Consider the following 11914-nt stretch of genomic DNA (forward strand, 5'->3'; position numbering starts at 1 on the left):
AAATTTAAATAGTTTATATGTTCATATATAGAATTTTGAAGGGGGTATATTGTAAATGATTCCAACGTCAACATACGTGGCTAAATGGGTATTAGATGACTTAACACTTGCATCAAGACCAAATCAGGGGATCAAATTAAGTACATTTAAAAAATTAGAGAAACTTTATGTAGAATACAGAGAAATGATTGAGGGGGATACTAGCTTTGAAATTACGCATTATTTGCTAGAGTTTATTAATCCGCATAATCTCTTTGTAGTAAGAGAGGGTTACTATATATTTGATAATAAAACGATGAAATTTATTAAAGTATCGGATGACATCCATTTTTCAAATCAAAGCTTAGCATACTGTAATAATGGAGTTGCAGTGGATTTAATAAACGGAAAAATGCATTTTTTAGAAGGGCATTATTATAAAGTTAAGACCTCATATGTTGATTTATTAAAAGGAGAAACTATACCAGTAATGGTATTAAGTCATTTAGATAATAATGTTGGAGTATCAGTTCCTTTGACAATGTTTAATGAGGAAAGAACTTTTAAAATTTCAGAGAGCTATATAGTGGATCTCTCCTCGAAAAATTGTAACAATGAGAGTGAATTTAGTGAAAAAGGAAACGTAGTACGATTTCTAAAACCATCTATTGTGTAGTTAAGTATATATGTTAATTAAATTCATAATGAATTTAAGAAGGTGATAAAATTGTCTTTTGAAATGTATACAGCCTTTCGAGGTAAAGTAATTATAAAGGATGAATATAAAGAATTGGTGGAATTAATAAATACAGGAAGCTGGGAAGAAGCAGCCTTAAAGTTTCCATTTGTTAAAGAATATATAAAAGTTAATCGTAGTAAAGACATTCCATTTACAAAGGAACAGATAAATGAAGCATTAGCAGAAGAGGATTTTCTATATATGAGGTGGCACGTAGGAAACTGGGAAGAAGAGAATGACTATTATACAAATTTGAAAGGTAATGAATGGTCTTTTATAGCCAATTTAAAGAATTACAGAGATACAGAATTTAATGCGACACCTATTTCATTATTTATGAATTTGATATTAAAAGAAGTAGCAGAACATATTATAAAGCTGGAGGCTTGGTATGGTGAAGCTGATGAACCAGAAGAATATGTTTTTATTAATAACGAATTTATAAAGAAGTTGTAGCAGTAATGAATTATTGCTGCTTTTTTATTTCTAAATATACTAAAATTATTGTTGTTGGGTTTATGTATATTCATTTATAATAGAATATGGAAAATTTTACACTGCAATAATAAAGGTTTTATTATACAAGAGCTGGGAGCAGCTCTTTTTATTTTGCTCAGGGGGAGTGTTAAAGAAAAAAGTTTATGTTAGTGGCGATGTTAAATGATCTAATAGAGAATAAAAAATTACAATTAGTTGAACTGGTAAAAAAACATGGTTTTAGTCATACGAAAGTCCTCCATTTAAGTCAGGAAATCGATAAATTAATTAATAAATATATGATTATAAAAAAGGAACCCTATAATAGCAGGGTTCAAAGGGAACAGATACATAAAATAAATAAAGAGAATAATTTAATTATATAAGAAAATTGATACCGTAATATTGAGAAAGTGTAAAACCTAAATTAATTATTTTCGTTTGAAAAGTGATGTGATTACTATTTTGAAATTAAGAACAGATTTAATAGAGAAAGCAGTTAAACTAAAAAAAATAAAAGAAGACACTAATATTAGTAAACAGGATGTAAATATTGCATTTAATTTATATGAAGAATTACAAAAAATAAACGAACCTAAGAAATTTAAATTTTATCCTTTTAATGAAAAGGAAGCCAGTGAATTCTCACTAGCAGATTTCTCGGAAGACGCTAAAAAAATTATTAGTTTAAGAAACTGGGTTTTAGAAGTACTACCTATTATTGATTTGTATAATCAGGTTGGAAAATTACCTCTAACAAGGGAGAATGAAGACTTTATAGAGTATCTTAAAGATTGCTTTAATACTTATATCTCTGGGTTAGAGAATATTTGCAGTGCAACATTAGAAACAGTCATTACCAAAAAGGATTTAAGACATGCAAAGAATTTGTGTGAAGGAATTATTTATTCCTTACAAGAATATTATAAAGGTTTTCCTTCAAAGGCTTCTAATGGATTTTATAGGGTTTTAAAAAATAATGTATCTAAGCCAAATCATTTTAATGATATAAAAACACTCCAAAACTTTGACAATGAATTCCTCTATAAAATGCGAGCATGTATTTACAAGTAAAGAAATGTTTCATATTCCGTTAGAACTTCGGGGAATAGTCAGCACAAATAGATACAGTATTCCTGGGTTACCTTGTATCTATTTAGGAAGCTCACCTTTAACCTGCTGGGAAGAACTTAATAAACCTGATTTAAATACGGTTCAGACTTCAGTATTTAAATCAGATGATATAAGTTATATAGATTTATCTACACCACCTGTTGTTTTTATAGAGAAGATAATTAAGAAATTCTACGACCACGGTACAATTATGAAAAAACGCTTTTTGGCGGATAGGTTAAATGAACCAAATGAAGTAATTTCTTATCTAATTATTTGGCCTTTAATGGCAGCATGTTCTGTACGTGTAAAAAATACGACTAACACATTCAAACCAGAATATATTATCCCACAACTATTATTGCAGTTTATAAGATATGATGAATTTTTTGATGGCGTAAGTTACTTCTCAACCAAAGTGGATAACTATTCTGCTGAAACAGCTGTACTTTATAAAAACTTCGCTTTTCCTGTTCAGGATGGAGCAACTAAAGGTCTTTGTTCAAAATTACAAAGTAAATTTGATGTTTCCGATGCAGTACCGTGGAATATGTTTCAGTTATATAAGGATTCACATCATTGTCTCCCCAATGAGGGAGAGAAACGAGTTGAACATGAATTCATCAATGGAATGAGTTTATTATATTCTTCTACAGATTTTAGTAAGCTTGAAACCTTTTTACAGAACAAATTTTTATTAGAAAGATCTAATTGGGGTCACCATACATGCCCATCAACTTAAGGGTGAAAACAACCTGAGCTTTCGGCTCATCGGATCAAAACATTCCTAAAATACAAGCATACTCTTAAAAATACGCATCCCAAATAAACCCTAACGGGTTGCATTTTTTAAATTATGCAACTTTCTTTTGTTTTTTCAATCCATTATACTCATAGACAACACCCATGATATCAAGGACAGTCTTCTTCTCATATCTGTGAGATTTGCGCCCATTCTTCTGTAGGAGGTGGAACAGGCGGATTAGGACCTTTGTTATTTCGTGGGTGTTTCTCTGTATGGCTTGATACAAAAGAGATAGATGATCCTGAATCATACCAATCGCTTTATATTCACTTAACTCTTTTTTCTTCTTTTGTAAAAGAAGTTGACGCATTTTAAACATTGTAGAGGAACATAGGAAAATAGCGATTAGCTTCCCATATAGTTGGCACTCTAATCGCTCCTGTTTTACATTACGATAATGGTCTATTTTGAAGAGTGATTTCCATGTTTTAAAGACAATCTCTATTTGCCAACGTAAAGTATATAACTCATGTACCTGTTCCATCGGAACCCATTCCCAAGGTATATTCGTCACGTACACGTTTAATCCCGCTATCATTTTACTTTTCTCTGAGTACGCTCTATTTTTAGATTTTTCTTTTTCCTCGATCTTCGCTCGTCGTTTTTGAAGTTGCTTATCTGTTAATCGATTAAAAATAACACGTGCAAACAGTTGTTGTTTATCGCCAATATACGCATGTTTTAATTCAAATGTTTCTCCAGGCTGTAGTTGTTTCAAAATCTGTTTCACATCGATTTGTATGTATTCCGATTGTTTCTTTATTGCACCGTTTTTAAAGTATTCGGGTTTTGGATTTTTCACATATACATTCGTATTTAGTTTTAAACGAGAAATATAGTATGTACCTCGTTGATCCATTTGATCTAAGTCCTCCAATGAAAAATAACCCAAATCACGAATACATAAATCTCCTGGTCGTAAGGTATCTAAACACTCCGTACCAAATGTTTTATCATTATTTTTTCCCGGTCCCACTTGGAAATTAAGAAATTGCCCACTATGTAAATCATATTCTAATTGAATTTTGATTCCAGCTTTTTGGGCGCAGCCTCCAGAGCCTGGATATACATTCTCTAAAACATTTGGTACTTGAAATACAGTGGCATCTAGGATACGAATTCGCTCAAAATACGAGAAAAGTTGGTTAGAAATTTGTGTTTGTTCGCATATTTTTTGTTGTAATAGTAAAGAAAAAATATGTTGTCAATACAAAACCGCTTTTCGATTTAGCCGTTTGTTTAAGCCCTCAGGGCTGAGTAAAGTGCCTGCGGTTGCATGAAGTCTACTGCATAATCGCACTAAAGGCTCGCTTGCCACTCTTTGACTGATCCAAATACAAATGGTAGCTAAGTCTGAACCAGAAAACTTACGTTTTCGCTTTATAAATCCGATTTTTCTTGCAAGTTCTTCTAAAAAATACAGGTGTAACATATCGCTGTAATTCTTTCGCAAATGATTGTAACTCATCTTGAATTAAGAGATTCATAAAAGACGCCATCCTTTCCTATAATTCTACAGAAAGGATAACGTCTTTTTGGCTTTATGGATAGTGCAAAACCTTATTTTTATAGCAATGTATTGGTACCTTATATATCTGTTTAATCATTATTTTACCTTTATACATTTACATAATCTTCATTATCAGAAGTGTGAAAAGCTAGTATTTTACTAGTTATTTTAATCAGTAAAAAGTCATATGCTTTTTATCTTCTTTATAATATTGTAAACGATCTTGTAAAGTACCAGTATGAAACTCAAACTTGTGACCATCTGGATCTGTAAAATAAATAGACCGTTTATCTCGGTCATCTCTTTCTCGTCCAGGTAAGATATTAACCTGATTTTGAATTAATATTTCTTTTAAAGAATCAAACTCATTATTTGTTACAGTGAAAGCTATATGTGTGTAAGAGTACTGAATTTCGTTTCTTGGTATACTTTCTTCCACATTTAGAGCAATCCATAAACCATTTAAATCAAAATAAGCTAACTTTCTACCTTTTACTAATAATCTCGCTTGAAGTATATTTTGATAAAACTCAATAGCTTTCTCTAGATTTGCAACTGAAAAACAAATATGGTTAATACTTTGTATCATATTCCATTCTCCTTGTTAATTGATTAAGTTATATATTCCATTATAAGTAAAAAACCGCTTTTCTACCAGGAATACAGATCTATCACTAGCAAGCTAAGGAAAGCAAATACTCCAAGACGAGAAGATTAACAATATAAGATAAAAATGTACATTTTTTTGTTTTAGGGCATTATAAAGTTCTTAAGTTGATGGGCATGGGGTCACCATATCATTTCGGGAAAATTGTACGTTTAGACACGATTTGGACACAAAACAACCGATTCCCTGTACGTTAAGGGATCGGCTCTTTTTTTTATCAAGTTTAATTAATAACTGTCTTATTAAAGTACCACTTGTCAGCATCAATGTATCTAGAATCATATGAAAAGCTATTCAAATTTTCGATAAATATGAATCGAATCTATTGTTTTATTTTTAAGCTCTTTTCGTATTCTTTAGCTTCATCAACATTTTTAAATGTTTTTAAATCGAATATCTTTTCTCCATCAATACATACAACTAATACTCCATCTTGAGCTTGAAGAACACTACCTACATTACCTTTTCCGAGTGAAATACTGAAGGGATTCTCTACATTTAATGATTTCTTTTTAGCAAGATAATCTTTAAATGGCATACCAATGGATAGTTCGTCTTTTAAGCCTTTAATAGTGTTACCAGAAGTAGTTGTTGGTTGTTCCTTTTTTGTAGCCTCTTCTTGCTGTTTGCGTTGCTTTTCAGCCGTCTCTTGTTCTGCTTTCTCCTTTTTCACAGTCCCTTTTTCTTCAGCTTTCTTCGCTTTCTCAGCTTCCTTTTGTGCTTCTTGCTCAGCTTTAGATTCTTTGGAAGTACTTGTTGTCTCGTTAGAAGAACATGCTGCTAATCCCATAAATAAAGCGAAACAAGTAAGTGTTGTTAATAGTTTTTTGTTCATAGTATGTATCCCCCAGCGTTTAAAATATAAGATTTACCTGAACTATCATAACAAATATAATCACAACTATTTTGTCATATTATGTCGAAATGAAATAAAAAAAGACATCCTAAGGTGCCTTCCTCTGACTTGAACTATCCTGTATTAATGCCATTTCAATTAATAAATTAAATTATAAAAATAATTTGTTATACCTTCATGTACCCTAGCTGATATAATGTATAAGGCAATTATTGGTTAATTAAAGGTACATACATATTAGGAGGTACATAAGTCATGGTATTTATAATAGTGTTATTTTTCATATTTATAATCTCTATTATTCTTTCATTATTTTCAAAAGGTGAAACTCAGCAAGAAGCAAAAGAAGTTGTAAATGACATTGTTACTGGTCCTAATGGGAAAACAATCTTAATCGTTGCTGTGGTATTTGTAATCGGAGGGATATTTATTGTTGGTAGTATTGTGAAAAATGGCAATGAACCACCTTCAAATCCAAGTATGAGAAACGATCGTACCCCTTTGAAATGTGCTCATTATGGTGGCGAATGGGACACTGGTGGTCTTTTTGGAGAAGCTAAATGTGTTTATAATAAAACCAATGAATCGGATAATAGGTAGTATAAAAAGGTCTTATCTTTTTTATAGGAAGATAAGACCTTTTTATGCATAAAGAAAAGACACCCTAGGGTGCCTTCCTCCGACTTGATAACCACTTTAATTTTAATAATATGTATTGGACTCCCATCCAAATATCATTTTATCATACATTCAAATTAATGAAAACGCATTCTTTAACTTGCTTAATTATTATATCCATTACTTTTTTATATTTATTAAACTCATTGTCTTTCATATCGCGATTCAGTTTGAAGCAAAAAAAGACACCTCTAATTGATTGTAAATTGATTTGAATACGTGAATTCACCACGATATTTAATTGCAGCGACATAAGTACCGCTTGTATATCTATCTGTGATAGGGGTTTGCCAAATTTCTGTTCCAGGAATAAATTCTGGTTCTATTGTTTGGAATCGTTCTAGGGTACCATTTGTGTGGATTTTAAAAATTTTCATTTGCGCACCAAAATGTTCTCTACCAAAGTGCTGTGTTAAGTAAAATGTATCACCAGTTATTAAATTCCCAATCTTCCAATCTGGTTGATATGTACTTTCCTCTGAATTTTGTAAATCCACAATGGTTTTAAATCCTCAATCATCATTAAGTGGATCTGAGTAAGCTGCAGCTGCTTGTGAGGTAGGCTTACTCATTTCTATTGCAGTAAAACCGGTAAAAGTTAACGTCCCAATTAATGCTAATTTTCCTAACTTCATTATTGTTTCCCCCTATTAATTTTTGTAATTTTTAAAACCAGAAATCATACACACATAATAATATAATCTACTGTATTATATTTCAAATATTTTCCGAAAAAATCCATAAATAAAAAGACACCATAAGGTGCCTTTCTCCGGCTTGAACCACTTTAATTTTAATAATATGTATTGGACGCCAAACCTCACCGAATGGAAAGTAGAGATGATTCAATTATGTACCGATCTGGAGCGTCTCCTATATAGTCAAAAGGATAGCAAGTTGTTAATGTTAATGTTGGCTCACTTTTGTCTACAATAACTGTTCGATCTTCTGAATCCGTTATCCAATGCTTGTTAATTCTATATGTATATGTTTTATTTTCATATTCCACGATAAGTTGGTCATTTTCCTTTAGTTGATCAAGATCGGTAAAAACAGTATCTCTATGCCCACTTAAAACTGTATGTCCATTTCCAGATGGTGTAGTAGTTAAGTCACTAACAAACATACCTACACCTTTTTTCAGTACTTTATCGTCAGCTCCCCAATATACAGAGTATTTTTTTTGTATTTTAGGGATAATTAAATATGCCACTTTATCTCCTAATTGATGTTTTACCGTTGAAGCTGGAATTTGTACAGGTTTTTCATGTTGTAATGAAGTCTCAGTGTTTGTCTCTGTTTGATTGATGTTTGTTGTTTCATTTTCTGTAGAAGGTGTGGAGGTCTCATAGTGTTTCGCTTCGTTGGTCGTTAGCGACTCTGCTGATTGTCTAGCACCGTACCATTCTAGAAAATAATAGGAAAAGATAGTAAGTCCAATAATAGTTAAACATAAGCCTATCCATTGCTTTTTATTCATTTTTATCACTCCATTTGAAAACGACAGGATTTCTCCTGCCGTTTTAAGGAACTATTTTATGCGTTTGTCTTTTTACGACGGAACATTAATACAGATCCAGCTAATGCTAAGCCTAAGCTTGCTAACATCATTGTAACACCGTTTGATGCTGTATTAGGTAATTTTTCACCTTGTTTTTTAGTTTCTTTTTTCACAACTGTATTAGTATTTTTCTTTGTTTCTTTTGCAGTTGTTTGAGGCTTAGTATTGGTTGTTTGGTTGTTTTGTTTTGAATTCTCTTGCTTAGTATTGGTTGTTTGGTTGTTTTGTTTTGAATTCTCTTGCTTAGTATTTTCTTGTTTAGTTTGTTCTTGAGGTTTAGTAGTTTCTTTATTTTCTGTTGTAGTATTTGTGCTTGTTGGATACTTATAGTCTTCACATGGAATGCCATCTTTATCATTGTCTAAACGATGTGGATCATTTCCAACACCATATCCATTTTGATCCCAGAATGCTTGAGCATCTTGTTGGCTTTTAAAATGTCCACAGTTTTTTGTATCATTAGGACTTTTTGCTGCAAATGCAGCAGAACTATACCCCACTGTTAATAATGTAACTGCTGTTGCTGAAGCTAATAATTTTTTCATAATTTTCTCCATCTCCCTAAATGGTATGTATTCACATTGAAATGTTTTACATTTAAAAAATTAAAAATATAATAATATTTTGTAGATAAATGTAAGATTTCTAGATAATAATAGCAAACTATTAATTCGTATATTGTCATATTATGTCGAAGGGAATAAAAAAAAGCACCAAAAGGTGCCTTTCTACTCTGTAACAAATTTAAACACGTAGTACATAAAAAATAAACAAGATAGATATGCTAGTCTGCCAGCAATCGATTCTTTCATAAATTTCATAAGTATCACTTTGACAATCAATGCTAAGAATAACGGTATAAACAATATCATAGCAAGTTTGAGCGCGATGTCATTTATAGTTGGGTTAAAGGGTTCAAAGTTAATTATGCTGTTCACTTACCTTTCTTTTTTATCCTATTATTTTTATAATAAAATTTATATTGGTTTGTCTAATAGAAAAAACACCCTAAGATGCCTTCCTCTGACTTGAACTATCCTGTATTAATGCCGTGTCGATTAATAAATTAAATTATAAAAATAATTTGTTATATTTCCATGTACCCTAGCTGATATAATGTATAAGGAAATTATTGGTTAATTAATAGCGCGCATTAGTGAGGTACATAAGTCATGGAGCTAATAATTTTTTCATTTGTATTAGTGGTAATATTCTTTATTCTTTCGATATCTTTAAGTGGTAAAGGTCAGCGAATAGCAAAAGAAGTTTTAAAAGAGCTTATTAATGGTCCTGAGGGAAAAATGTTGGCAGGTTTTTTTTGAACTTTAGCAGTTATAGGAGTAATTTTTATCATCTGGCTTTTATTGAACTAAGAATTCCAGTTACTCAGGCTGATAGGGTGCAAGAAAATTACTGGATAAAGGTACATATATATTAGGGAGGTACATAGGTAATGATAGAAATAATCGCGGCATTAGTTTCACTATTCGTACATTTTGTTAGTTATCTTTTTTCAACAGGAGAAGACAAGAAAAAGGCAAAAGCAAATTTAAATGAAGTTGTTAATGGTCCTCATAGGAGAATATTGGTAGGATTTTTCGGAAGTGCGGAAGTTACAGGAATATTTGTAGTCATTTGGCTTTTATCAGAGTAAACCTTCAGATATTTTAGCTTATATAACGTATAGTGCAGTTATTTGTTAATTAAGAAGAAAAGCATTAGAGAAAACAAGATATTAAATAATATATAAGGATCTCGCCATTTCTGTTGGATGGTGAGTTTTTTAATGTAAAAAAGCATACTGTATTTCTATAAAAGTATGTATCTGAGTTGATAGTTTTCGCAAATCACTCTGACTCATTAATTATTATCATTATAAAATAATATAAGGATATATTGTACTAGCAGTTATATGTTTAGGTATATCCCTTTTGTAATTATAAGGAAGAAATTCAAGTTAAGACTGAAACAATAAGTTAGGAAAACTAAACCGACGCAGCAGACAATGCAAAAACACATGAAGGTCTGTCTATTGTTGAAGAAAAGAATTACTAAAAGAAAAAGGGGATAAGTTTAAAATGAATATTAATAAATTATTTAAGGGTATCGCAAAAGCAGGATTAAGTGTTAGTTTCATGCTAGTAGGTTGTACATTAAATACATATGGACTTACACAGTCAGAGTATAGAAAAGTAGATAAGTATTATGATGCAGATAAAATGGTATCTGACTTAAAGAAATTGCACTATAGTGATGAACACATCGAAAACCAACTAAGAAACGCATTGTCTAGAATTGAGTTTGAAACGCGCTATAACGACACCAGTCAGTACAAGCTGGGAAGGAAATGAAAAGAATAAAAAGTTACTAAGATTAGCTGAGAAAAATGGCATTAGCGAATCCACCTTTTACAGACGAAAACGTAACGGCATGACGCCATACGATGCAGCTACCACGGCAAAAGGATTCGAAAAGTACATTCCTTGTTAAGAGTTGTTCTTGGAACGGTGGATAGTGGATACCGTGGAGAGGTTGGAGTATTGGTTGATAACATCGAAATACCTAAAGATGTAAACATGCAAGCTAGTGTAATTGAAAAAGGAACACGCATTGCTCAAGGCGTCATAGCGCCAGTGGAAACAGCGAATTTCGTTGAGGTAGACGAGTTATCGGTTAGTGAGCGTGGCGTTGATGGTTTTGGATCTACGGGTATTAAATAAAAAAGGCTAGGATTTCTCCTAGCACTCAAGCACAAGTCGTATGGAAAGTGAAATAATTGCACTTTTACTATATAACAACTTTGAGGGAAAAGGTGAGAACCGCAGCAAGCTTAATAATGATTTTACGTATCATTTATATATATTAAGCTTTTGATAAATAATATAATTTGAATTTTGTTAAGGAATGGGTGAATGAAAATGAGAACAATGAAACCACGTAGATTTGAGTATTTAATTTCTTACACTAATCATCTCAGAAATGGATTTTCCGAAGGGACGTATTTGTTTATTAGCCGTTCAAAACTAAATAGCAAAAAAGATGTTTTAGACTTAATGGAAATATTGAAAGAAGGAAGTGGCGCTCATACGGTCACTATAAATAACATTCAATTATTAAGAGAAAAACGAGCGTTATAAAACTAAACAAAAGCGTTATTTTATAGAAATGTGAAAAGAGCACACAGAAAATGTGTACTCATAACAATCTAAATTATTTTAAGGACCATGATATATCATCAAGGGCTTTATAAATATAGCTATACATGCGGTAAAAGAGATATTTTGGATTGTATTTTTGTTTCCAGTTCATAATAATCACCTCTCATACAAATAGTTTAATTATATTATACAGTCATTAATTCGAATGTTAAGAAATTTCAATATGAATTAAGGTAAATTTAAAGCAAAATCCTTATTTAAAAACAAAAAGACCCTAGAGTTAGGGCTCTAGGGCTTCTTGTTTTGGTATTCTCACATGGTTCTTCAAAAAGAATAGAACATAATGAAGATAACATGTGAATGTTTCATAA

At 31.4% G+C, this 11914-nt stretch carries 14 protein-coding genes and 4 pseudogenes; 10 read left to right on the forward strand and 8 right to left on the reverse strand.

The window, feature by feature from the left end; translation table 11 throughout:
* Positions 1-55 precede the first annotated feature (55 nt).
* The 4 genes and pseudogenes from MR115_RS22375 to MR115_RS30100 all read left to right on the forward strand — a co-directional run bounded on the left by MR115_RS22375 (position 56) and on the right by MR115_RS30100 (position 3050).
* A complete protein-coding gene (locus MR115_RS22375; protein WP_062821186.1) occupies positions 56-655 on the forward strand; it encodes a hypothetical protein in 600 nt (199 codons plus the stop codon).
* A gap of 63 nt (positions 656-718) precedes the next feature.
* Entirely contained in the window at positions 719-1174 is a 456-nt protein-coding gene (locus tag MR115_RS22380; RefSeq protein WP_242242847.1) for a hypothetical protein, read from the forward strand.
* Positions 1175-1371: 197 nt separating this feature from the next.
* Positions 1372-1581, forward strand: a complete 210-nt coding sequence (locus MR115_RS22385; RefSeq protein WP_242242848.1) for an aspartyl-phosphate phosphatase Spo0E family protein — start codon at positions 1372-1374, stop codon at positions 1579-1581.
* A gap of 40 nt (positions 1582-1621) precedes the next feature.
* Positions 1622-3050 (forward strand): annotated as a pseudogene (locus MR115_RS30100) (hypothetical protein).
* Between the two features lie 112 nt (positions 3051-3162).
* Here MR115_RS30100 and MR115_RS22400 read toward each other — a convergent pair.
* From MR115_RS22400 to MR115_RS22410, 3 genes and pseudogenes are all read right to left on the reverse strand, one after another.
* Positions 3163-4600: pseudogene (locus MR115_RS22400) on the reverse strand (IS4 family transposase).
* Between the two features lie 195 nt (positions 4601-4795).
* Positions 4796-5212: a FosB family fosfomycin resistance bacillithiol transferase gene (gene fosB / locus MR115_RS22405; protein WP_242242834.1), complete on the reverse strand. Its 417-nt coding sequence runs from the start codon at positions 5210-5212 to the stop codon at positions 4796-4798.
* A gap of 400 nt (positions 5213-5612) precedes the next feature.
* Entirely contained in the window at positions 5613-6125 is a 513-nt protein-coding gene (locus MR115_RS22410; protein WP_242242835.1) for a hypothetical protein, read from the reverse strand.
* 276 nt (positions 6126-6401) lie between these two features.
* Here MR115_RS22410 and MR115_RS22415 point away from each other — a divergent pair, with 276 nt between their 5' ends.
* On the forward strand, positions 6402-6746 hold the full coding sequence (locus tag MR115_RS22415; RefSeq protein ID WP_242242836.1) for a hypothetical protein: 345 nt from the start codon (positions 6402-6404) through the stop codon (positions 6744-6746).
* 269 nt (positions 6747-7015) lie between these two features.
* Here MR115_RS22415 and MR115_RS22420 read toward each other — a convergent pair whose 3' ends face one another.
* The 5 genes from MR115_RS22420 to MR115_RS30105 form a co-directional block, all read right to left on the reverse strand.
* Complete coding sequence (locus MR115_RS22420) at positions 7016-7324, reverse strand: DUF5065 family protein (protein WP_375337824.1); 309 nt, start codon at positions 7322-7324, stop codon at positions 7016-7018.
* Between the two features lie 12 nt (positions 7325-7336).
* On the reverse strand, positions 7337-7459 hold the full coding sequence (locus MR115_RS30265; protein WP_375337822.1) for a hypothetical protein: 123 nt from the start codon (positions 7457-7459) through the stop codon (positions 7337-7339).
* A 185-nt stretch (positions 7460-7644) separates the two neighbouring features.
* Positions 7645-8304: a class D sortase gene (locus MR115_RS22425; protein ID WP_242242837.1), complete on the reverse strand. Its 660-nt coding sequence runs from the start codon at positions 8302-8304 to the stop codon at positions 7645-7647.
* Positions 8305-8360: 56 nt separating this feature from the next.
* A complete protein-coding gene (locus MR115_RS22430; protein WP_242242838.1) occupies positions 8361-8930 on the reverse strand; it encodes an excalibur calcium-binding domain-containing protein in 570 nt (189 codons plus the stop codon).
* 183 nt (positions 8931-9113) lie between these two features.
* Complete coding sequence (locus MR115_RS30105) at positions 9114-9323, reverse strand: hypothetical protein (protein WP_242242839.1); 210 nt, start codon at positions 9321-9323, stop codon at positions 9114-9116.
* Between the two features lie 234 nt (positions 9324-9557).
* On the opposite strand from MR115_RS30105, the gene MR115_RS22440 reads away from it, so the two are divergent.
* From MR115_RS22440 to MR115_RS22460, 5 genes and pseudogenes are all read left to right on the forward strand, one after another.
* Positions 9558-9707, forward strand: a complete 150-nt coding sequence (locus tag MR115_RS22440; RefSeq protein WP_242242840.1) for a hypothetical protein — start codon at positions 9558-9560, stop codon at positions 9705-9707.
* A 131-nt stretch (positions 9708-9838) separates the two neighbouring features.
* Entirely contained in the window at positions 9839-10039 is a 201-nt protein-coding gene (locus tag MR115_RS22445) for a hypothetical protein (protein ID WP_242242841.1), read from the forward strand.
* Between the two features lie 424 nt (positions 10040-10463).
* Positions 10464-10691: pseudogene (locus tag MR115_RS22450) on the forward strand (DUF7018 domain-containing (lipo)protein); the annotation flags it as partial.
* Between the two features lie 180 nt (positions 10692-10871).
* Positions 10872-11105: pseudogene (locus tag MR115_RS22455) on the forward strand (dUTP diphosphatase); the annotation flags it as partial.
* A 198-nt stretch (positions 11106-11303) separates the two neighbouring features.
* Positions 11304-11522, forward strand: a complete 219-nt coding sequence (locus MR115_RS22460; protein WP_242242843.1) for a hypothetical protein — start codon at positions 11304-11306, stop codon at positions 11520-11522.
* Positions 11523-11914 lie beyond the last annotated feature (392 nt).

The organism is Bacillus cereus group sp. BfR-BA-01309, assembly GCF_022664315.1.
In the GTDB taxonomy this organism is placed as follows: Bacteria; Bacillota; Bacilli; order Bacillales; family Bacillaceae_G; genus Bacillus_A; species Bacillus_A mobilis.